The 20,409-nt window shown below is 67.3% G+C and carries 19 protein-coding genes; 9 read left to right on the top strand and 10 right to left on the bottom strand.

The annotated features are described in order from the left end of the window. Window positions 1–36: 36 nt before the first annotated feature. Window positions 37–1,425 carry an FAD-dependent oxidoreductase gene (locus ABIC50_RS33590; protein WP_354169168.1) on the top strand — a complete coding sequence of 463 codons (1,389 nt, stop codon included), beginning with the start codon at window positions 37–39 and terminating at the stop codon, window positions 1,423–1,425. 91 nt (window positions 1,426–1,516) lie between these two features. Here the strand turns inward: ABIC50_RS33590 and ABIC50_RS33585 are convergent, their stop codons facing one another. Beyond that, complete coding sequence (locus ABIC50_RS33585; protein WP_175699602.1) at window positions 1,517–2,245, bottom strand: phosphonate utilization associated transcriptional regulator; 729 nt, start codon at window positions 2,243–2,245, stop codon at window positions 1,517–1,519. A 164-nt stretch (window positions 2,246–2,409) separates the two neighbouring features. Further along, entirely contained in the window at window positions 2,410–4,581 is a 2,172-nt protein-coding gene (locus ABIC50_RS33580) for a phosphocholine-specific phospholipase C (RefSeq protein WP_354169165.1), read from the bottom strand. Between the two features lie 229 nt (window positions 4,582–4,810). On the opposite strand from ABIC50_RS33580, the gene ABIC50_RS33575 reads away from it, so the two are divergent. Further along, on the top strand, window positions 4,811–5,719 hold the full coding sequence (locus ABIC50_RS33575; RefSeq protein WP_354169162.1) for a LysR family transcriptional regulator: 909 nt from the start codon (window positions 4,811–4,813) through the stop codon (window positions 5,717–5,719). Window positions 5,720–5,826: 107 nt separating this feature from the next. On the opposite strand, the gene ABIC50_RS33570 is transcribed toward ABIC50_RS33575, so the two are convergent. Further along, window positions 5,827–7,467 (bottom strand): L-lactate permease, encoded by a 1,641-nt coding sequence (locus ABIC50_RS33570; RefSeq protein WP_175736138.1) that lies wholly within the window; start codon window positions 7,465–7,467, stop codon window positions 5,827–5,829. A 484-nt stretch (window positions 7,468–7,951) separates the two neighbouring features. Here ABIC50_RS33570 and ABIC50_RS33565 point away from each other — a divergent pair, with 484 nt between their 5' ends. Beyond that, on the top strand, window positions 7,952–8,269 hold the full coding sequence (locus tag ABIC50_RS33565) for a DUF4148 domain-containing protein (protein ID WP_175670226.1): 318 nt from the start codon (window positions 7,952–7,954) through the stop codon (window positions 8,267–8,269). 78 nt (window positions 8,270–8,347) lie between these two features. On the opposite strand, the gene gshA is transcribed toward ABIC50_RS33565, so the two are convergent. From gshA to ada, 3 genes are all read right to left on the bottom strand, one after another. Continuing rightward, window positions 8,348–9,961 (bottom strand): glutamate--cysteine ligase, encoded by a 1,614-nt coding sequence (gshA, locus tag ABIC50_RS33560; protein WP_354169159.1) that lies wholly within the window; start codon window positions 9,959–9,961, stop codon window positions 8,348–8,350. A gap of 577 nt (window positions 9,962–10,538) precedes the next feature. Continuing rightward, window positions 10,539–11,513 carry a DNA-3-methyladenine glycosylase family protein gene (locus tag ABIC50_RS33555; protein WP_354169156.1) on the bottom strand — a complete coding sequence of 325 codons (975 nt, stop codon included), beginning with the start codon at window positions 11,511–11,513 and terminating at the stop codon, window positions 10,539–10,541. After that, a complete protein-coding gene (gene ada, locus ABIC50_RS33550) occupies window positions 11,510–12,601 on the bottom strand; it encodes a bifunctional DNA-binding transcriptional regulator/O6-methylguanine-DNA methyltransferase Ada (RefSeq protein WP_354169154.1) in 1,092 nt (363 codons plus the stop codon). Before ada ends, ABIC50_RS33555 begins: the two co-directional genes overlap by 4 nt. A gap of 425 nt (window positions 12,602–13,026) precedes the next feature. On the opposite strand from ada, the gene ABIC50_RS33545 reads away from it, so the two are divergent. After that, window positions 13,027–13,440 carry a VOC family protein gene (locus tag ABIC50_RS33545; RefSeq protein ID WP_354169151.1) on the top strand — a complete coding sequence of 138 codons (414 nt, stop codon included), beginning with the start codon at window positions 13,027–13,029 and terminating at the stop codon, window positions 13,438–13,440. Window positions 13,441–13,450: 10 nt separating this feature from the next. On the opposite strand, the gene ABIC50_RS33540 is transcribed toward ABIC50_RS33545, so the two are convergent. The 3 genes from ABIC50_RS33540 to speG form a co-directional block, all read right to left on the bottom strand. Next, window positions 13,451–14,005, bottom strand: coding sequence for a YaeQ family protein (locus ABIC50_RS33540; protein ID WP_006750100.1), 555 nt, complete (start codon window positions 14,003–14,005; stop codon window positions 13,451–13,453). Window positions 14,006–14,182: 177 nt separating this feature from the next. Continuing rightward, complete coding sequence (gene sap1, locus ABIC50_RS33535; RefSeq protein ID WP_006750101.1) at window positions 14,183–14,530, bottom strand: surface attachment protein Sap1; 348 nt, start codon at window positions 14,528–14,530, stop codon at window positions 14,183–14,185. Between the two features lie 502 nt (window positions 14,531–15,032). Continuing rightward, window positions 15,033–15,575, bottom strand: coding sequence for a spermidine N1-acetyltransferase (gene speG, locus ABIC50_RS33530; protein WP_354169149.1), 543 nt, complete (start codon window positions 15,573–15,575; stop codon window positions 15,033–15,035). 151 nt (window positions 15,576–15,726) lie between these two features. On the opposite strand from speG, the gene ABIC50_RS33525 reads away from it, so the two are divergent. The 4 genes from ABIC50_RS33525 (at window position 15,727) to ABIC50_RS33510 (ending at window position 17,992) form a co-directional block, all read left to right on the top strand. Next, window positions 15,727–15,897, top strand: coding sequence for a hypothetical protein (locus ABIC50_RS33525; RefSeq protein ID WP_006489933.1), 171 nt, complete (start codon window positions 15,727–15,729; stop codon window positions 15,895–15,897). 101 nt (window positions 15,898–15,998) lie between these two features. Further along, the gene (locus ABIC50_RS33520; RefSeq protein ID WP_006750103.1) at window positions 15,999–16,247 is read left to right on the top strand and encodes a DUF2795 domain-containing protein; all 249 of its coding nucleotides are present in this window, start codon (window positions 15,999–16,001) and stop codon (window positions 16,245–16,247) included. 110 nt (window positions 16,248–16,357) lie between these two features. Beyond that, entirely contained in the window at window positions 16,358–17,737 is a 1,380-nt protein-coding gene (locus tag ABIC50_RS33515; RefSeq protein WP_354169146.1) for a sensor domain-containing diguanylate cyclase, read from the top strand. 129 nt (window positions 17,738–17,866) lie between these two features. Continuing rightward, a complete protein-coding gene (locus ABIC50_RS33510) occupies window positions 17,867–17,992 on the top strand; it encodes a hypothetical protein (RefSeq protein ID WP_006750105.1) in 126 nt (41 codons plus the stop codon). Window positions 17,993–18,227: 235 nt separating this feature from the next. Here the strand turns inward: ABIC50_RS33510 and mnmE are convergent, their stop codons facing one another. Next, a complete protein-coding gene (gene mnmE, locus ABIC50_RS33505) occupies window positions 18,228–19,622 on the bottom strand; it encodes a tRNA uridine-5-carboxymethylaminomethyl(34) synthesis GTPase MnmE (RefSeq protein ID WP_354169143.1) in 1,395 nt (464 codons plus the stop codon). A gap of 337 nt (window positions 19,623–19,959) precedes the next feature. Between mnmE and ABIC50_RS33500 the strand changes: the two genes are divergently transcribed. Beyond that, the gene (locus ABIC50_RS33500) at window positions 19,960–20,397 is read left to right on the top strand and encodes a helix-turn-helix domain-containing protein (protein ID WP_011658265.1); all 438 of its coding nucleotides are present in this window, start codon (window positions 19,960–19,962) and stop codon (window positions 20,395–20,397) included. Window positions 20,398–20,409 lie beyond the last annotated feature (12 nt).

Below are 20,409 nucleotides of genomic sequence, written 5' to 3'. Positions count from 1 at the left end.
GGCACGGCAACCCGACTCTTACCGGCACGACACCCGATGCGACCCTTCTGGATCGAACAAGCACTGTTCAACGACGGCGATCTCGCCCCCGCGCTGCAGGGCACGACGCAGGCCGACGTCTGTATCGTCGGCGGCGGCTTCACCGGGCTCTGGACCGCGATCCAGGCGAAGCAGCAGAACCCGGCGCTCGACATCGCGATACTCGAGGCCGACCTGTGCGGCGCCGGCGCGAGCGGACGCAACGGCGGGTGCCTGCTCACGTGGTCCGCGAAATTCCTGACGCTGCGCCGGCTGTTCGGCGAAGCGGAAGCGATCCGGCTCGTGAAGGCGTCGGAGGCGGCCGTCCAGCACATCGCCGACTTCTGCCGTGCGCATCGCATCGATGCCGAACTGCGGCTCGACGGCACGCTGTACACGGCGACGTCGCGCGCGCAGATCGGCACGCTCGCGCCGGTGCTCGACGCGCTCGCCGCGTGCGGCATCCACAGCTACGAACCGCTGCCGGCCGCCGACGTCGCGCGCCGCTCGGGCTCCGCCCGCAATCTCGACGGCGTGTACTCGCCGATCGCCGCGACCGTGCATCCAGGCAAGCTCGTGCGCGGGCTGCGGCGCGTCGCGCTCGACATGGGGATCCGGATCCACGAGCGCACGCCGCTCGTCGACTTCACGCCGGGGCAGCCGGCCGTCGTGCGCACGCCGTCGGGCAGCGTGCGCGCGGGCAAGCTGGTGTTTGCGATCAACGCGTGGATGGCGAGCCGCTTCCCCCAGTTCGAACGCACGATCGCCGTCGTGTCGAGCGACATGGTCATCACCGAAAAATGCCCGGAATTGCTCGAGAAAACCGGGCTCGTGGACGGCGTATCGGTGCTCGATTCGCGGATCTTCGTGTACTACTACCGCACGACGGCCGACGGTCGGCTGATGCTCGGCAAGGGCGGCAATACGTTCTCGTGGCGCAGCCGCATCGCGCCGGTGTTCGACCGGCGCTCGCCGTACGAGGCGCAGCTCACGCGGAGCCTGCGCGACTTCTTCCCGTCGCTTGCCGGCGTGCCGATCACCGCGAGCTGGAACGGTCCGTCGGACCGCTCGGTGACGGGCTTCCCGTTCTTCGGCCGCCTCGACGACGCGCCGAACGTGTTCTACGGCTTCGGCTATTCGGGCAACGGCGTCGGGCCGACCTACATGGGCGGGCAGATCCTGTCGTCGCTGGTGCTCGGCCTCGACAACGCGTGGACGCGCAGCCCGATCGTGCGCGGCCCGCTCGGCCATTTCCCGCCGGAGCCGATCCGCTATGTCGGCGCGCACGTCGTGCGCAATGCGATCCGCCGAAAGGAGCGTGCGGAAGACGAGAGCCGGCGGCCGGCGGCCGTCGACACGTGGCTCGCGAAGTTTGCAAGCGCGGCGGGCAAGGCGGACAAGGGGTGACGAGGTGCCGATGCGATGACGTGACGCGCAACGAAAAAGGGACGCTGCGAAGCGTCCCTTTGCTTTTGGTACGGCGGCCTGCGTAGCCGCGTTACACGCGCTCGGCTTTCTCCCGCGCCGCCTTGCCCGCCGCGGGCAGCCCCTGCTCGTGCGTGCGGCGCATCCGCGCGAGGCCGTGCGCGACGTGCTCGCGCACGAGCGCGACCGCCTTTTCCTCGTCGCCGCTCGCGAGCGCCTGCACGATCTTGTCGTGCTCGGCCGCGGACACCGCGATCGCATCCTCTTCCGCCTCGATCGCGGCCTGGCGCAGCAGCCCGAGCTGGCGCACGAGCCGGCGATAGGTATCGATGAGGTGCGTATTGCCGACGCCGACCACCATCGCGTCGTGGAACTGCACGTTCAGTTCGGTGTAGCGCGTGACGTCGTGCGCCTTCGCGGCTTGCTTCATCGACTGGATGATGCCCTTCAGCACCTTCAGCGTGTCGGGCGAAATGCGCTTCGCGAGCGCACGCGCGACCGACTCGTCGAGCATCGCGCGCACTTCGTAGATTTCCTCGGCCTCGCGCAGCGGCACGACCCGCACCGTCACGCCGCGGTTCTTCTCGTTGCGCAGCAGCCCGGCCTGCTCGAGCGCGCGGAACGCTTCGCGCACGGGGCCGCGCGACACGTTCAGCCTGGTCGCGATATCGACTTCGTTGAGCTTCTCGCCCGGCGCGTATTCGCCGGACACGATCGCGCGCTCGAGCATGTCCTGCACGATCATCGCGAGCGACTGGCTTTGCAGGAGTTCGATGGCGTTGAGGGCGGTCGGGGCGGTCATGGTCGGGCAGGCAGCGACGCTGCGGGTGAAAACGAGGGCACCATATCGGCGAATGGTCCCTGTATACCGTCGGCCCGGCACATTGTCAACAGTTTTCAGTTTCCAAAAAACCAATCGCGCGGCCGGCGCGAAAAAACGCCGGACCGCGCGAGGTCAGCCCGCCGTCAGGCCGTCTGCTTCACCGGCCCCGGGTCGCTCTGGCTCGGCCGGCCCGTCTCGACGTGGCCCGCGAAGCGGCGCACGACCTTGTCGTCGCCGCCGCGCAGCGTCGTCGCGGTGATCGTCAGATCGTACCAGCCGTGGCTCGACGACAGCTCGACGTGATCCTCGATGCGCGCGCCCGGCTCCAGCGTGTAGGTGCGCGCATGCGCATGGCTGTACGCGTTGTCGACGACCACCCGGCATGCCGCGCGGCCGCTGTTGCGCAGCTGCAGGTACACGTGGCGGTTGCGCACGTCGTAGCCGATCTTCGCTTCCGGGTTCGCGTGGCTGCCGTCCGCGGCCAGCCGCGTGTTGCCCTGGAACTCGCACAGATAGCCGTTCGGGCCATAGGCGGCGAGATGGTAGTCGCCGCGCGCGGCCGACGTGCTCCAGGTATCGGCGAAGCGGTCGTGCGAGGACACCGCGTAGCGGCGCGGCGGCGTCGCCGGATTGCGGCGGTCGTACACGTAGAACGCGGCGCCCGCGTCACCCGAGTTCGCGAAATCGAGCGACACGCTGTCGTCGCGGCCGTTCACGCGGGCATGCACGAACAGCTCGTACGGCAGCGCGCGCGCCGGACGCGTGCCGGGCTCCTGCGCCGGCATCGACTGCTGCGCGGGCACTTGATACGCGTGGCCGGCGGTGGCGATGTGCTGCGGCACCGTGAAGCTCACCGTGCGCGTATCGGGGCGCGCGGAGAAATCGAACGCCGACGTGAGGTCGCCGCAGACCGACCGGCGCCACGCGCTGATGTTCGGCTCCTTCACGCCGAAGCGCGCTTCGAGGAAACGCAGCACCGACGTGTGATCGAACGTCTCCGAGCAGACCCAGCCGCCCTTCGTCCACGGCGAGATGATGATCAGCGGCACGCGCGGCCCGAGGCCGATCGGCTGGAGGCCGCCCGGGTCCGCGCCCGGCACCAGCGGGCTCATCTCGCCCGGGTACTTGTTCAGGTCGAGCAGTTCGTCGCCGAGGTTCGACAGCAGGTTCGACGACACGATGCCCTGGCCGCCCACGCCGCTCGTGACCGGCGGCACCGGCGGCACGACGTGGTCGAACAGCCCGTCGTTCTCGTCGTAGTTGAGGATGAACACCGTCTTCGCCCACACTTCGGGGTTCGACGTCAGCGCCTCGAGCACCATGTTGATGTAGAACGCGCCGTCGGTCGGCGACGCCTGCGGATGCTCGCTGTACTTGTACGGCGACACGATCCACGATACCTGCGGCAGCCGGTTCGCCTGCACGTCGGCCTTCAGCTCGGCGAGCGTGTGGTCCGACGCGCCCTTGTCGACCAGCGCGCCGCTCGCACCTTCCTTCACCTGGAAGCGCTTGAAGAACATCAGCGAATTGTCGGTGTAGTTGTCGGTCGGATCGCCCGGAATGCCGGTGCCGCCCTGGTACACCTTCCAGCTGATCTTCGCGTCCTCGAGGCGCTCGGCGTAGGTCGTCCACGTGTAGCCGTTCACGTCGTTGCGCTCGCCGATGCCCGGGCCGTTCGGCTGGGTGCCGTAGATGTTGCGCGGGTCGACCGTGCCGGTCCACAGGTAGATGCGGTTCGGCGCGGTGTCCGCGTGCGCGGAGCAGAAGTACGAGTCGCAGATCGTGAACGCGTCGGCGAGCGCGTAGTGGTACGTGAGGTCCTGACGCTTCAGGTAGCCCATCGTCAGCACGTCCTGCTTCTGATTCACCCACTGGTCCCACTGGCCGTTGTTCCAGGACAGGTGGCCGCTGCTCCAGCCGTGGTTGGTGCCCGGCTGGAATTCGGTCGTCTGCTTCGGGTCGAGGTAGAACGGCAGCACGTACGGCGCGGCCGGGTCGAGCCCGCGCGCATGGTAGTTCTTCGTGAACACCGACGCCGGCGGCTGCTGCCACACCGGCGCACCGCTCGGCAGCAGATGCGGACGCGGGTCGTTGAAGCCGCGCACGCCGCGCAGCCCGCCGAAGTAGTGGTCGAACGAGCGGTTTTCCTGCATGAAGATCACGACGTGTTCCACGTCGCGGATCGTGCCGGTGCGATACGCGGCCGGCATGGCCAGCGCCTTGCGGATTGCGGGCGGAAAGCCGGCGTAGGCGGCCATCGCGCCGGCCGACTGGGCGGCGAGGCGCAGGAAATCGCGTCGATTGTTGGCGGACATGAAGAGGATCCTGTGGGTCGGTAGGGGTGGGCGCCGGTCGAGCGGGGCCGGCGGTCGTGCGTTGCCGCTATTAGTCCGCACCGGCATGTCCCGGCCGTGACCGGTTCCAGCAGGTTTCTTGCGCTCACCCCCAGCTTTTTTTCGAAGCGGCGCACGACGCGCCTTTCATCCGGCCGACACATGCGTACGCTACGCTGACGCGCGATGAAGACGGGGGAGAAGCCGAGTCGTGTTCGATCAGCTGAAGGCGTTCCACGCGACCGTCCGGCAGGGCAGCATCACGCGCGCCGCGCGCCATCTGGGCGTGAGCCAGCCGACGATCGCCGCGCAGATCCGGCAGGTCGAGCAGGTGTACGGCGTCGAGCTGTTCTACCGCAGCGGCCGCAAGCTCGAGGTCACCGAGACCGGCATCGAGCTGCTGCCGCTCGTCGAAAAGATGATCGCGCTCGAGGCGCAGGCCGACATCATGCTGCGCAACGTCGGCGGCCTGTTCGAAGGCCATCTGCGGATCGGCGCGACGGGGCCGTACTACATCATGGACGCGGTCGGCCGCTTCTCGCATGCGCATCCGTCGATCGCGCTCACGTGCCGGATCGGCAATTCCGAGGAAATCCTGCAGGCGCTGCAGGAATTCCGCATCGACCTCGCGGTGTCGTCGCAGCGCAATGACGCGGACGGCCTCGAACGCAAGGTGATCTCCACCGATCCGCTCGTGCTCGTCGTGCATCGCGACCATCCGCTCGCGCGCTTCGACGCGATCGACGCCGCGCAGCTCGCCGACGTGCGGCTGCTGATCCGCGAGGAAGGGTCGGTCACGCGCCGCTGCACGGAGACGATCCTCGCGGCGGCCGGCGTCGCGGCCACGTCGGTCGCCGAGATCGGCAGCCGCGAAGCGATCCGCGAGGCGATCCTGCATGGCGTTGGCGGGAGCCTGTTTCCACGCGGCGAGGCCGAGCGCCATCCGGACCTGCGGGTCGTCGCGCTGCGGGGCGTCGACACGACGATCGACGAATACGTGTACTACCTGAAGGCGCGCCGCCAGAGCCCCGCGATCGATGCGTTCCTCGCGTGCATCCTGCGTGCGCAGCCGGCCATGCACGACGCGGCAAGCGCGGCGCGGCCGGTGAACGCGCGCTGAGCCGCCGCGCGTTCACCGGTTTCGCGGACTTCCGTCGCACTTCCCTGCACTTTCCGGCGCTTTCCCTCGTTGTTGTCCTCGTGCCTTCCTTGTTGCTTCGCCGCGCGTTATTTAGGCAGCGCGGGGATCATCCACGTCAGCACGTGCTGCTGCAGGAACACCAGCACGCCGAGCAGCAGCGTGAGGATCACGCTGTGCCAGAAGGTGCGCGCGAACACGACGCCTTCCTGCCCTTTCAGGTCGGTCGTCGACACGCCCGTCGCGATGTTCTGCGGCGAGATCATCTTGCCCATCACGCCACCCGACGAGTTGGTCGCGGCCATCAGCACCGGATCGAGGCCGAGCTGGCGGGCGGCGACGACCTGCAGGTTGCCGAACAGCGCATTGCCGGACGTGTCGCTGCCGGACAGGAACACCGCGATCCAGCCGAGCGACGCCGACACGAGCGGGAACAACGCGCCGGTCGACGCGACGCCGGTGCCGAGCGTGTAGCTGATCCCCGAGTAGTTCAGCAGGTACGCGAGCCCGACGATCATCATCACCGTGACGATCGCGATCCACGTTTGCCGCCACGTCTTGACCACGCATTCGAAGAACGCGCCGACGCCGGTGCGCGTCAGCGCGGCCGTGATGATCGCCGACAGCAGGATCGCGGTGCCGGTGCCGAGCGGCTGGAAGTCCCAGATCGCCGCATACGGCTTGTGGTACAGCGACACGAACACCGCGTTGTGCAGGCCCGGCCACTTGATTTTCACGTCGCCGATCGCCGCGATGTTCGCGTGCACCCACACGATCACGACCACCGACACGACGAGCCACGGCAGCCAGCCGCCGAAGCCCGCGCGCGCGGCGCCGGCGGTGGCCGGCACGCTGCGCGCGAGCGCGTATTGCGGATCGGGCTGCGGCTTCCACACTTGCAGGAAGCCGATCGTGACGATCAGCGACGTGAGCGACGACAGCACGTCGGTGAGCTGGTAGCCGAGGAAGTTCGACGTGACGAACTGCGCGATCGCGAAGCTGGCGCCCGACACGAGCAGCGCGGGCCACAGCTTCGCGATCGAGCGCATGCCGCCGTATGCGCCGACCACGTAGAACGGCAGCAGCAGCGCGAAGAACGGCAGTTGCCGGCCGACCATCGCGCCGAGCGTCGCGGGCGGCAGCGACGTGACCGCGCCGAGCACGGTGATCGGCACGCCGAGCGCGCCGAACGCGACCGGGGCCGTGTTGAACAGCAGCGTGTAGGTGAGCGCTTCGAGCGCGGGGAAGCCGAGCGCGATCAGCAGCGCGCTGGTGATCGCGACCGGCGTGCCGAAGCCGGAGATCCCTTCGAGCAGGCAGCCGAACGAGAACGCGACGACTAGCAGCACGAGGCGGCGGTCGTCGGGCAGGTTGTCGAGCATCCATTGCCGGAACTGATCGAAGCGGCCCGACTTCACCGCGATGTTGTACAGCAGCAAGGCGTTGAACACGATCCACATCACGGGCACGAGCGCGAGCGCCATGCCGGCGCCGACCGCGTTGAACGCGAGGCCGACCGGCATGCCCCACGCACCGATCGCGACCGCGAGGCCGGCGACGAGCCCGGCCAGCGATGCCTGCCACGCCGGCCGGCGCAGCACGCCGAGCGCGACCAGCGCGACCGCGATTGGGATCACCGCGACGAGGAACGACAGGAGCAGCGAGTTGGCGATAGGCGTCAATGGCTGCGCGAAGAGGATGCCGGGCGGCAGGGCTGCGGTGGGATTCATCGTGTCTCGTGTCTCCGTGTCGATAGGAGTTGGCGCTTTAGCGCTTACTCCTATCCCATGCTTCGCGGTCGGCAGGAGTTAGCGCTTTGGCGCTTACTGCTGCCCCATGCTTCGCGGTCGATAGGAGTTAGCGCTTTAGTACGTTCCACGGCGGCGAAGGCGCCCGACGCTTGCGCATGCAACCATGCCGCGGCGCCGACCGATCGGTCGCTTAAAAGAGGTTAGGAGGCGCATCGCGCTTGTACAAGGAGGGCAAGCCCGATGCGGGCGGCGCCGATACGCGACGTCCGCCGCACGCTGACGGCCGGCCGGCAGCCCGCTGACACGTGCGCCAGCAAGCCACCGGGGCGCAATGTTGCTCAACCGGCAAAGGTGACTGATGGCGGGCGGGGTGTTTCGTTTGGCGTCCGAAGCCTAGACTCGCTGCATCGATTCCGCCCGTGCCGACGACGGCGCGGCTCCGGAGACTCACGGAGCAAACACGATGAAAACCATGAAGCTTGCGGCCTGCACGTTACTGCTGATCGGCTCGACTATCGCCGCCCAGGCCCAGGCCCACGCCGTGTCGACATTGACGCGTGCGGAAGTTCGCCAGGAACTCGTTGAATTGCAGGCCGCCGGCTACCGGGCGAATCTCGCCAGCAGTCCCGACTTTCCGCAAAACATGCAGGCGATCATGCAGCGTGCCGCCCAGGCGCGCGGCGACGCGGCCGGCTACGGCAGCGACGGCCATGCGAACGTGGAATCGGGGAAGCCGGCGCTGCCGCACGTGGTCGATCGCGACACGTACGCGCATCACTGAAGCGGATAAACCGGGCCGCTCGCGTGAACACGCGACCAGTCGGCTACCCGCCGCGCGACGCGCAGCGGGTTGCTGCCATCAAACGCTGAAGCGGTTCAGCGTATACGCGCGATAGGCCGCGACGAACGCGTCGAATGATCCGGCCTCCTTCGCTTCCAGCTCGGCCTGCTCGGCCAGCGACTTCGCCGCGAGCGCCTGCTCGGCGCGCATCGTCTCCGCCGACGGCGGGTTCGCGCGGAAATGCGCGGCATGCGCTTCGCTGTGCGCGAGCGCGAACGCGAGGAACGACTGCCCGTTGTCGCGCATCTCGCGCAGCACACGCGCCGACGGCGTGCGCTCCGGATCGGCAAGCTTCTCGCGCTGCGCGGCGATCGCACGCGCATGCTCGTCGCCGCCGCGGATCTCGTCGAGACGGCGCCCGACGGTTTCGATATCGGCCATCAGGTCGTCCGCCCATGCCTGCAGCGTGACCGGCTGGCCATCGCGCATCAGCGTGAGCCCCGGCTTGCGCCCGTCCATCGTCACGCTGGCGAAGTTCGCATTCGCTTCCTTGTACGCGTCGCAGTCGAGCGCGGGGCTCTCGTCGAGCGCGCACGCGAGCAGGAACGCGTCGATGAAGCGGGCGGTCTCGAGCGCGATGCCGGTCGGCTCGAACGGATCGATGTCGAGGCAGCGCACTTCGATGTACTGCACGCCGCGCGACGCGAGCGCATGCAGCGGACGCTCGCCCGAATACGTGATGCGCTTCGGACGGATCGTCGAATAGAACTCGTTCTCGATCTGCAACACGTTCGTGTTGATCTGGATCCATTCGCCGTCGCGATGCGTGCCGATCGCCTCGTACGGCGGATACGGCTCGCTCACGGCCGTCGACAGCGCGTCGAGATAGCCGGACAGCGTGTTGTAGTCGACGTGCAGCGCGGCCTGCGCGGTCGTGTTCGAGTAACCGAGGTCGCTCATCCGCAGGCTCGTCGCATACGGCCGGTACAGCGTGTCGGCATCGAACGCGTCGAGCCTGTGCGGCTTGCCGCGCAGGAATTTCGTGTCGAGCGCGGGTGATGCGCCGAACAGGTACATCAGCAGCCAGCTGCGACGGCGGAAGTTGCGGATCTGCGCGAGATAGCGCTCCGACTGGTAATCGACGAGCGTGGCCGTCGAACCTTCGTCCGCGTGCAGGCGGCGCCACACTTCCTCGTGCAGCGAGTAGTTGTAGTGAATGCCGGCGATGCACTGCATCGTGCGGCCGTAGCGATGCGCGAGGCCGCGGCGGTACACCGTCTTCAGGCGGCCGATGTTCGACGTGCCGTAGTCGGCGATCGGGATTTCATCGTCGGCCGGCAACAGGCCCGGCATCGATTCGTTCCACAGCATCTCGTCGTCGAGCGACGCATACACGTAGCGGTGCAGATCGTCGAGACGTTCGAGCGTGAGTGACGCGTCGGGCTCCGCCGGCGTGATCAATTCGATCAGCGCTTCGGAATAGTCGGTCGTCAAGGACGGATGCGTGAGGGCCGAGCCGAGCGCGCGCGGATGCGGCGTAAACGCGATCATCCCGTCGCGCGTCACGCGCAGGCTTTCCTTTTCGATGCCGCGCAGGCCGTCGGGCAGATGCTGCCGCGTCGGGCCCGAGCTCAGCGCTTCGAGACGATTCAGCAGCAGTTCGGACTGGCGGTGAGTCATGGTGTTCGACATGGAGGCGCAAGGGCGTGACGGACGCGCGCGGAACGCCGCGCGCGGCCGGCTGGATTATTGGTCGCTTCGTTGGTAGCGGGCACTTTAACATCTCGCCGAAACACGCGCTTGAGGTGGCTCCGGGCGGTGCGCGCCCGCCGCAGCGGGCCGCCGGGCGGGCCGGTGGCGACGATCGCAGCGTTCGCATCCGACGGCCGTCGGCACCGCCGGACGCAGCGATCACGTGAAATTCGTCGGATGGAATGCGAATGGGTCGAATGGCTCGAACGGTGCGCGCAGCAGCGCCGACAGGTGCAACCCGTGCCGCCGAACGCGCCGCGCGATATCGTCGCCGCTCGGTCGACCGTACGCCGGCGGCGATCTCGGTCCGCAGATCGGTGGCGCAGCCGTCAGTGCTGGGCCGCCGGATGTGGGCGACGTCCAGCTACGGTTGACAGGGGACAGGCGGCAGAGCGGCTTGATCGCCGTCAGGCGTCGCAACCATGAGGACGACCGACCGATCACAGCCGGACCGGCGCCCGCCACGGGTTGCATCGCGGCGTTGCCCGCTCGCCCCGCGGGCCGGCCACCACGACCGTCATCCGCCGCGCGCGCCGCCGGCCCGGTCCGCCACGTCGTTCCACAGATGAAGCGCCGCATACGCGCGCCACGGCCGCCAGCCTTCGGTGCGGTGCTTCTGGCTCGCGAGCCGGTCGAGCGACGGATCGCGCGCCGCGATCGACTGCATCAGCACGAGATCCGACGCCGGCCACGCATCGGGGTCGCGCCACGCACGCATCGCGATGTATTCGACGGTCCACGGGCCGATGCCGGGCAGATCGAGCCACGCGCGGCGCAAGGTCCCGAGGTCGGCCTGCGCGGGATCGAGCGGCACGTGGCCGGCCGCCACCGCGCGCGCCATGCCCGTCAGCGCCGCGGCCCGCTTGCCGGGCATCCCGATTTTCTCCAGATCGCATGCGGCGAGCGCGTCCGGCGTCGGGAAGCGCCAGGCCGGCGCGCCATCCGGCGCCGGCATGCCGTCGTCGTGCACGACGCGCTCGCCGGCCCGCTGGACGAGCCGGCCGACGATCGTCGTGGCCGCCTTCACGCTCACCTGCTGGCCGACGATCGCCCGCACCGCAAGCTCGAACCCCGACCAGGCGCCCGGCACGCGCAGCCCCGGCGCGGCCTCGACGAGCGGCGCGAACCACGGGTCGCGCGCGAGCCCGCCGCCGATCGCGGCCGGATCGGCGCCGAGATCGAACATCGACGCGACGCGGCGCGCGAACGCGTCGTCGACATGGCGCGCGGCCGCCCCGTCGACCGTCGCGATCAGGCAATGCCGGCGCGGATGCTTCGTGACGGTAAGGCGGCCCGCGTCGCCGTTCAGATCGACGATGCGGCGATACACGCCGTCGACGACCTGTTCGACACCCGGAATCGCACGTCCGCTGAAAAAGCGCAGCACGCGCGCCCAGTCGTACGGCGCCTTGAAGCGCAGTTCCATCTGCGCGAACGGCGGCACCTGGCCGCCGTTCGCGATCGACGTAATCGTGGTTGTTTCGATGCTCAAACTACGTTGCCCTCCGCAACGGCTTCGGTTTCATCGTCGCGCACACGGCGCGCCTCGGACGCGAGCAGCGTCGCCTTGCGGCGCACGCCCCAGCGATATCCGGCAAGCGCGCCGCCCTTCTGCACGACACGATGGCACGGAATCGCGAGCGCGACCGGGTTCGACGCGCAGGCCGATGCGACGGCGCGCACCGCATGCGGCGAGCCGAGCGCCTCGGCGATCTCCGAGTAGCTGCGCGTTTCGCCGTACGGGATGTGCGTCAGCGCTTCCCAGACGCGCTGCTGGAACGCGGTCGGCGCGATGTCGAGCGGCAGGTCGAACGCGTGCCGCGTGCCGTCGAGATACGCACGGATCTGCGCGATGAACGGCGCGAGCCGCGATGGCGCTTCGACCAGTTCGGCGCGCGCGAACGCGTCCTTCAGTTCGTCGACGAGCGGCGCCGGTTCGTCGCCGAACGCGATCCGGCAGATGCCCTGTTCGGTCGCGGCGACGAGCACCGTGCCGAGCGGCGTCGACGCGGTCGCATAGTCGATCCGCAGGCCCGCGCCCTGGCGACGGAACGCGGACGGCGCCATCCCCAGTTCGCGCGGCACCGATGCGTAGAGCCGCGACGGCGAATTGAAACCCGCGTCGACGGCCGCCTGCGTGACCGGCTGCCCGCTTTGCAGCGCCTCGCGCAGCGCGGCGCCGCGCTGCGCGGCCTGGTACTGCCGCGGCGACACGCCGACCACGCGCTTGAACAGCCGCTGCAGGTGGAACGGGCTCACGTGGACGGCATCGCTCAGCTGCTGCAGCGTGAGCCGCTCCGGATGCGCGTCGAGCACCGCGCATGCGCGATTGACGATGTCGAGCTCGCGCGGCAGCCCTTCCGGCTGGCAGCGCTTGCACGGGCGAAAGCCTGCAGCGCGCGCCGCGGCCGGATCGGCGAAGAAGGACACATGTTCGCGCCGCGGCAGCCGCGACGCGCAGCTCGGGCGGCAGAACACGCCGGTCGTGCGCACGCCATAGAAGAACGCGCCGTCCGCATGCGGATCGCGGGCGGTCACGGCGCCCCAGCGGGCATCGTCGGTCGGATAGGCGGTTTTCATCTGAACCTCGCACTCTCTAGTGTAGATGGTGCCTACTCTAGACATCGGCATGGGCCGTCGCGCCCTGAATCTTGCTCTGTGATTCGCATCGGCAAAACCGGGGACGCATCCCGATCGATCAATCGGACGAAAAGCCCCGCGAGCGCCGCCGGGACGCCGCTTTCGTCATCTTCCCGTCACCCTTTTGCTGCAGTGCGAATGCGACAAATCGCCGTCCTGACCATTTTTTACACTCGGAATATTGCAACGCACCATCGCCGTGTGTATAGTTGGAACTGTCTCCTCCATGTCTCCTCCTGATATGGATTAAGCCCGTTCCGCTCTGCGTGAACGGGCTTTTTTTCGTGCGTCGATCGGAGCGCGTTCCGGCCAGCGCCGGCGCGGTCTACACTCGGGGCACGCCATCCATGAAGGAGTGCCCGCCCATGAAACCGACCATCCGCGCGATCGATCACGTCGTGCTGCGCGTGACCGACATGGCTGCGATGACGCGCTTTTACTGCGACACCGTCGGCTGCCACGTGGAGAAGGAACAACCCGACCTGGGCCTCGTGCAGCTGCGCGCCGGCGACGCGCTGATCGACCTGCTGTCGGTCGGCGGCCCGATCGACCGTCCCGACAGCGGCCCGCCCGGCACCGGCCGCAATCTCGACCATCTCTGCCTGCGCGTCGAGCCGTTCGACCCCGACGCGCTGATCGCGCATTTCGCCGCGCACGGCGCGCGCCCCGGCGCCCCCGCCGAGCGCTACGGCGCCGGCGGCTACGGGCCGTCGATCTATCTGTTCGATCCCGAAGGGAACATGCTGGAATTCAAGGGGCCGCCCGCCGCGATCGGCTGAGCGCCGGCCGTCACGCGCCGGCGCGCGCCTTCAGCACGGTCCATTCGACCGCAACCGGATCGTGGTCGGCGCTCGAGATCCATGCGGCGCCGTCCTGCACCGTGCATTGCAGACGCATCGTGCGCTCGGCGAGGCGCCCGAGCGCGGCCGCGACGCCGTCAGCCAGCGACAGCACCTGCACGTTGCGCAGCCGCTCCACCTTGCTGCGCACGCCCTGCCACCAGATGTCCGACGCCTTGCCGCCGTACGCAATCACCGTGACCTGCCCGGCGCGGCCGGCCGCCTTCGAGATGCGCCGTTCGTCGGGCTGGCCGGCCTCGATCCAGACGTCGATCGCGCCCGTCAGGTCCTTTTGCCACAGGTCCGGCTCGTCGACGTCCGACAGCCCCTTGGAGAATTCGAGACGCTCGTGCGCGAACAGCGCGAACGCGACGATGCGCACCATCATTCGTTCGTCGGTTTCCGACGGGTGACGGGCGACCGTCAATGCGTGATCGGCGTAGTAGTGCCGATCCATGTCGGCGATTTGCAGCTCGGCTTTGTAGATCGTGGATTTCAGCGCCATGCGGATACGGCCCGGGCGGGCATTCGGTTCGGTGGGTCGTGATGATACCGAATGCACGCGGCCCGGCACGCGACGGAAGCTCCACAGCACGACGGCCCGGCATCGGCCGGGCCGCGTTTTGGCCGCGCCGCCGGCGAATCGGGCCGGCGCGCGGGGGCGCGAGAGGTGCGCGTGCGGTTACTGCTTGACGAAGCGCGAATCGGTCCAGAGACCTTGCTGGTCGCTGTTGTCGGCGCTGACGAACTGAACGTCGCCCTGGTCGACCGACACCACGCGGAAGCGCTGCCCTTCCGGCACCGACAGGCAACGGTAGTCGTCGAAGTACTGCTGCTTCGCCTGCGACTTGCCGTCACGCTCGTGGTTCAGTACGGAGTCCAGATTGTCTTTCGACAGACAACCCCATGCATTCTTCGTCAGCTGGATTTCCTGCTTCGGCTGGACAGCCGCATCGCCGCCTGCCTGGGCAATCGACACCACGGAAAATGCGCCGACAAGGGCAACAAGGACACCGGTTCGCTTCATCATGTTTTTGTCTCCAGGCTTGCGGGCACCAGGCTGGGTTAGCTATGTGTTTAAAGGTGATCGTGAACCCGCGTTTTTCACTTTAGAAGACCGGTGAGCGATAGCAAGCACATTTGTTGTGCGGTCGCAATAGCGGCGAATTGTCGCACCCTGCGCGCACCGGGTTTTCGCGTGTCGCGCGTGTGCACGGATGTCTTCTGGCTCGCGGTCAGGCGCGAATCCCCCAAGCGCAAAGAATTGCGGGGCAAGGCTTTCACCAAAGTTACAATGAGCCGATTGAACGGTTTGGATAATTCATTTCGATATCCGGATTATTTTGGTGCGCCGCACACAAAGTCATCCGAAACGATATGAATTTACCGCAGTGCGGAATCGCATTTACCTGATACAAGAAAAATGCCAGGTATAAGCGCGTTCGTATTAACCCGTATTTTCCCGAGCAGTCCGGGCGCCCGCGGCAGCGGGGCCGCGGGGGTTTTCATCCGTGTTTTTTACCCGGCGTTATTCAGTCCGATTGCGGGCGCTCGAAATAATCGCGCTGGAAAATGCACATGCGATATGCGTTGTGATACGCGCCGTTTCCGAAAAATTCTTCCTTCAATTCCGCCTCGTGCTGGAATCCGCATTTCTCGTACACGTGGATGGCCGCCGCATTCGACGTATCCACGATCAGGTACAGCTTGCGCATGTTCAGCACCTTGAACGCATATTCGATCGCGAGGTGCGTCGCCTGCCCCGCATAGCCGCGCCCCTGGCGTTGGGGCGCGATGATGATCTGAAACTCGCCGCGACGATGGATGTAGTCGAGCTCGATCAGCTCGACGAGGCCGACCATTTCGTCCTGCGGATCGACCGCGACGAAGCGGCGCTCGCGCTGGTCGTGCACGTGGCGGTCATACAGTTGCGACAGCTCGGAGAAGGTTTCGTACGGTTCCTCGAACCAGTAGCGCATGATCTTCGCGTCGTTGTTCAGCTCGTGAACGAAGCGCAGGTCCTGGCGCTCCAGCGGCCGCAATGCAAGCGTGTGCTTGTCGTTCTGGAGTTGCATGTTGGTGTCCTTTTTGATGCCCGCGCGTGCGTGAAACACCCGTGAGGCGCTCCCTCGAACAGGGGTATTCCGCGGTGCAAGAAGTTGACCACGGGCGAAGTTCAGAGCCTAGAATGGGAGCAAGGGTTCCTGCCACCGCAAGGAGGCTATCGTGATCGAGCAAGTCATACTCGGCATCTTCCTCGTGCTGCCACTCGTGATCGTGGCTGCGCTGTTCTCCGACGAACTGTGGCAGGAACATCGGCGCCAGCATCCGCGCGACGAAAACGCACCGCATATCGACTGGAAGCATCCGTGGCGCCGCGTGCGGCGCGGGCACTGAGTCGATCGCCTTCCCCGCAGTGCAGCCGTCCGGGCGGGTCGCCCCGAACGGCGCAGCCTTCCGCTACGAACCGATTCCCGCTCAACCAGCGAGACGCCGACGTGAACGACAAACCCGCTCTCCCTCCGCACGATATCCCCGGCGAAGCGATCGACCTGCAGATCGCCGACGTGCTGGCCGCCGTCCGCTACCCCGCGAACAAGGATGCGATCGTCGACGCCGCGCGCGATGCCGGCGCGAGCAACGAAGTGCTGTCGATGCTCGACGGCCTGCCCGAACAGGACTACGCGGACGTCGATGCCGTCACGCGCTGGGTTGCCGGCAACTTCGGCCCCGGCCTCGGTGTTTGAGCGCACGCCAATAACGAGATAGGATCGGGCCGCACCGATCGCATCGCGGCCGGATGCACGCCGCCCGGCGCCAAGACCGGGCGTTTCCGCACGAGCGCCCGGGGGAGTCCATGGAAGGTATCCTGATCCAGCATACGACGCGTCGTCAGCTGTGGTTCGGCGCGCTCACGGCACTCGTGATCGTGCTCGCGCTCGGGATCGCCGCGCCACACGCGAACGTCGCGCTGCCGGCCGTCGAGCCGTTCATGCCGATGTGCGCGCTGACCGTATTCACCACCGCGAGCATCGCCGCATTCTTCCTTGGCGCACAGTTCACCGTGACGCGCCAGCCCGTGCTCGGCGCGCTCGGCGGCGCCTATGCGTTCACCGCGCTCGCCGTCGCGCTGCAGTTGCTGACCTTCCCGGGCGTGTTCGCGCCGCATGGGCTGTTCGGCGCACAACCGCAAAGCGCCGCGTGGATGTGGATCTTCTGGCACGCCGGCTTCCCTGGTTTCGTCATGCTCGCGCTGCTCGCGCGTGCCCGGCTGGCGCGCGCGCCGATCGGCGCCCGGCAGACGCGCTGGTGGACGCTCGCGCTAGTCGGCGGGCCCGCTGTCGCCGCCGGGCTGCTGTGCCTGTTCGCGCTGAACGTGTCGCTGCCGCCTGCGTTTCGTCCGCCGGGCAACGCGGCCGTGCTGCCCGTCAACGGTGTCGCGCTCGTCGTGTGGATGCTCAATGCGCTGGCGCTCGTCGCGGTGCTGGTCTCCGGCCGGCTGCGCACGACACTCGACCTCTGGCTCGCAATCGCGGTGCTCGCGTGCCTCACCGACACGACGCTGAACCTGTTGAGCACCCATCGTTTCACGATCGGCTGGTATCTCGCGCGCGTGTTCAGCATGTTCACGCCGGGCATACTCGTGTGCGTGCTCGCCTGGGAAGTGACGATGCTGTATCAGCGGCTGTTCGAGGCGCATACGATGCTCATCCGTTCGTCCGCACGCGACGGGCTGACGGGCGCGTTCAACCGCAGCCACTTCAACGATCACTTTCACACGCTGTTCCTGCAAGCGCGGCGACAGGGCGAACCGCTGTCGCTGCTGATGGTCGACGTCGATCACTTCAAGGCATACAACGACGCGTTCGGTCACGTGAAGGGCGATGCGTGCCTGATCGCGGTCGCGAATGCGCTGGCCGGCGCCGTGCGGCGCCCGGCGGATATCGTCGCGCGCTACGGCGGCGAGGAGTTTGCGATCGTGCTGCCGAACACCGGCGCGCGCGGTGCGCGGCTCGTTGCCGAGGAAGCGCGCGAAGCCGTACTGCGGCTCGACCTCGCGATGCCTTCGTCGCCGGCAGGACGCGTGAGCGTCAGCGTCGGCTGCGCGACCGTGTCGGCCGACGAGCTGTCGACGCCCGATGCGTTGATCGAAGCCGCCGATGCCGCGCTGTACCGCGCGAAGGATGGGGGGAGAAACCGCGTCGTCGCGGGCGTGAAATCGTCTGCGGATTCGTGATTTGTTACGGTCATTGTGACCGGAATAATCCGCCGTTACCGAATCCGGCACGGGGATACGATCGCTTACACGCCGTGTTGAGCGCGCTCGCTATGCTCGGTTCATCTCGAATCCGAGCAGGTGAACGCGATGAAGAAAACCCTTTTACTGATTGCCGGTGTGGCCGTGCTGTTGAGCGGTTGCATCGTGGTGCCGGATGGCGGCGGGTATTACGGTGGTGGCGGGTATTACCATCATCATCGGCATTGGGATTGATGGTGGGTGCGGGTTCGGATGCGTCGGCATGCAGCTGTAGCGAGCAGCGTCGACGGTCCGGGCTGCAACCCGATCAAGCCGGCTTGACTGGCTCTGCATGCATCAGAAGTACCTGTAGCGCAGCGAGCGTTCGCCATGAAGACGTTCGAGCCGCGCATGCTTTTTCCAGTCGTTGACGGGATTAACGGGCTAACGGGGAATGTCCGCACTCTCAAGCCGCCGCGCGAGTACGCGCTCACTTCCCGATACAAAACCGGCTAAAGATAACCCCCAGCAGATCATCGGAAGTAAATTCCCCGGTAATCGCATTGAGTTGCTCTTGAGCGAGCCGCAGCTCCTCCGCGAACAGATCGAGCGACTGCGCCCGCTGCTCCGCATGATCCGCCGCCTGCGCAAGATGCTCCTGCGCGGCCCGCAGCGCGATCAGATGCCGCTCGCGCGCGAGATACACCCCTTCGGCCCCTGCCTGCCACCCGGCGATCCGCAGCAGCTCCGCGCGCAACATGTCGATCCCGTCGCCGCGCTTCGCCGACAGATGCACCTCGGTCAGATTGCCTTCCGCCGCCGGATGCTCGACGCACGCCGGCACGCCGGTGAGGTCCGTCTTGTTCAGCACGCGCACTACCGGCACGCCGCCCGGAAACCGCGCGGCGATCACCTCGTCATCCGCCGTCATCCCCGTGCGTGAATCGAGCAGATGCAGCACGACGTCCGCGCGCTCGATCTCGCTCCAGGTGCGCGCAATCCCGATCCGCTCGACTTCGTCCTCCGTCTCGCGCAGCCCGGCCGTATCGATGATGTGCAGCGGAATCCCCTCGACCTGGATCGTCTGCGCGACCTTGTCGCGCGTCGTGCCCGCGATCGGCGTGACGATCGCCAGCTCCGCGCCGGCGAGCGCATTCAGCAGCGACGACTTGCCGACGTTCGGCTGCCCCGCCAGCACGACCGACAGCCCCTCGCGCAGCAGCGCACCCTGCCGCGCGTCGCCGAGCACGTGCGCGAGTTGCTCGCGGATCCTCGCGAGCTTGCCGCGCGCATCGGCCGCTTCCAGGAAGTCGATTTCCTCTTCCGGGAAATCGAGCGTCGCCTCGACCAGCATCCGCAGCGTGATCACGTCCTCGACCAACGCATGAATCTGCCGCGAGAACGCGCCGTCGAGCGAGCGCCCGGCCGAGCGCGCCGCCGCCTCGGTGCTCGCCTCGATCAGGTCGGCGACCGCCTCGGCCTGCGCGAGATCGAGCTTGTCGTTCAGGAACGCGCGCCGCGTGAACTCGCCCGGCTGCGCGAGCCGCAGCCCGAAGCCGCGCCCTGCATCCAGGCAGCGCTGCAGCAGCAGCTGCATCACGATCGGCCCGCCATGCCCCTGCAGTTCCAGCACGTGCTCGCCAGTGTACGAATGCGGCGCGGGGAAATACAGCGCGATCCCGCGGTCGAGCGGCGCGCCGTGCTCGTCGAGGAACGGCACGTAGCTCGCATGGCGCGGCGCGAGCCGCTGCCCGCACAACGCGTCGATCAGCGGCAGCGCGGCCGCCTCGCCGCCGCGCCCGAACGACACGCGGACGACGCCAATGCCGCCCCGGCCGGCAGCAGTGGCAATGGCGACGATCGGATCGGAGTCGGTAGCGAGCATGGGAATCGGACGAATCGGGTAAGCAGACAATGAATGGTGTGCCCGCACAACAGTCGGGCATCGGGACGCCGGCATTGTAGCGCGCCGGCCCGCACGCCACCGGACACCCCGGCGGCTTCGAACTCGGCCGAATTTATCCCGACAGAGCTAAGTCGAGTATCAATCCCGGGCACCCACATACTGCCCGTTTCGGACGAATATGCCTGTCGGAGTGGCTCGACGCTGGGGCCCTCAAATCCGCCGCACGCGCCGTCGCAGGTTGGGATTCATCTGAATAGGCTATGTTTAGCTTATACGGTTGTCTGAAACGCGTCGGCGGAATTGCACAATCACCCCCATGCCGACACCCGAAGAAAAAGCAGCGTTCTCGGAACGCCTGAAATTCGCCTTGCGGCGCAGCCCGGAGAAGATCACCGGTGCGACGGAACTGGCGAACCGGTTCAATCTGCGTCATCGCGGTGCGCAACCGGTTTCGCCACAAACCGCGCACAAATGGCTGACGGGCCGCACGATTCCAACGCCGGACAAACTCGAAACGCTCGCCAGCTGGTTGCGCGTGGAATTGCACTGGTTGCACTACGGCCCATCGCCGAGCGTGATCGAGCATACGACGCCGCAACCGCTGCCGCGCGACGAGCGCTATCCGCCGACGCCCGAGACGATCGAACTCGCGTCGAAGATCGAGGCGCTACCACCGCATCAGCGTTACCTCGTTCAGGAACTGATCGAGCAGTTCTACGGCGGCGAACCGAAAATCGACGCGAAGAAGGCCTGAACGGCAGCTACC

The organism is Burkholderia sp. 567 (assembly GCF_040545115.1).
GTDB classification, from domain to species: Bacteria; Pseudomonadota; Gammaproteobacteria; order Burkholderiales; family Burkholderiaceae; genus Burkholderia; species Burkholderia ambifaria.
The sequence above is the reverse complement of the archived record's forward strand: the minus strand, read 5'-3'. Positions and strand labels throughout refer to the sequence as shown.

Excerpts from the sequence above, each read along its gene's own strand:
- ABIC50_RS33515 (WP_354169146.1), top strand. The coding sequence starts at position 16,358 with ATGGAAGGTATCCTGATCCAGCATACGACGCGTCGTCAGCTGTGGTTC.
- ABIC50_RS33510 (WP_006750105.1), top strand. The coding sequence starts at position 17,867 with ATGAAGAAAACCCTTTTACTGATTGCCGGTGTGGCCGTGCTGTTGAGC.
- speG (WP_354169149.1), bottom strand. The coding sequence starts at position 15,575 with ATGCAACTCCAGAACGACAAGCACACGCTTGCATTGCGGCCGCTGGAG.
- ABIC50_RS33590 (WP_354169168.1), top strand. The coding sequence starts at position 37 with ATGCGACCCTTCTGGATCGAACAAGCACTGTTCAACGACGGCGATCTC.
- gshA (WP_354169159.1), bottom strand. The coding sequence starts at position 9,961 with ATGTCGAACACCATGACTCACCGCCAGTCCGAACTGCTGCTGAATCGT.
- ada (WP_354169154.1), bottom strand. The coding sequence starts at position 12,601 with ATGAAAACCGCCTATCCGACCGACGATGCCCGCTGGGGCGCCGTGACC.
- sap1 (WP_006750101.1), bottom strand. The coding sequence starts at position 14,530 with ATGATGAAGCGAACCGGTGTCCTTGTTGCCCTTGTCGGCGCATTTTCC.
- ABIC50_RS33565 (WP_175670226.1), top strand. The coding sequence starts at position 7,952 with ATGAAAACCATGAAGCTTGCGGCCTGCACGTTACTGCTGATCGGCTCG.
- ABIC50_RS33540 (WP_006750100.1), bottom strand. The coding sequence starts at position 14,005 with ATGGCGCTGAAATCCACGATCTACAAAGCCGAGCTGCAAATCGCCGAC.
- ABIC50_RS33500 (WP_011658265.1), top strand. The coding sequence starts at position 19,960 with ATGCCGACACCCGAAGAAAAAGCAGCGTTCTCGGAACGCCTGAAATTC.
- ABIC50_RS33570 (WP_175736138.1), bottom strand. The coding sequence starts at position 7,467 with ATGAATCCCACCGCAGCCCTGCCGCCCGGCATCCTCTTCGCGCAGCCA.
- ABIC50_RS33580 (WP_354169165.1), bottom strand. The coding sequence starts at position 4,581 with ATGTCCGCCAACAATCGACGCGATTTCCTGCGCCTCGCCGCCCAGTCG.
- ABIC50_RS33545 (WP_354169151.1), top strand. The coding sequence starts at position 13,027 with ATGAAACCGACCATCCGCGCGATCGATCACGTCGTGCTGCGCGTGACC.
- mnmE (WP_354169143.1), bottom strand. The coding sequence starts at position 19,622 with ATGCTCGCTACCGACTCCGATCCGATCGTCGCCATTGCCACTGCTGCC.
- ABIC50_RS33585 (WP_175699602.1), bottom strand. The coding sequence starts at position 2,245 with ATGACCGCCCCGACCGCCCTCAACGCCATCGAACTCCTGCAAAGCCAG.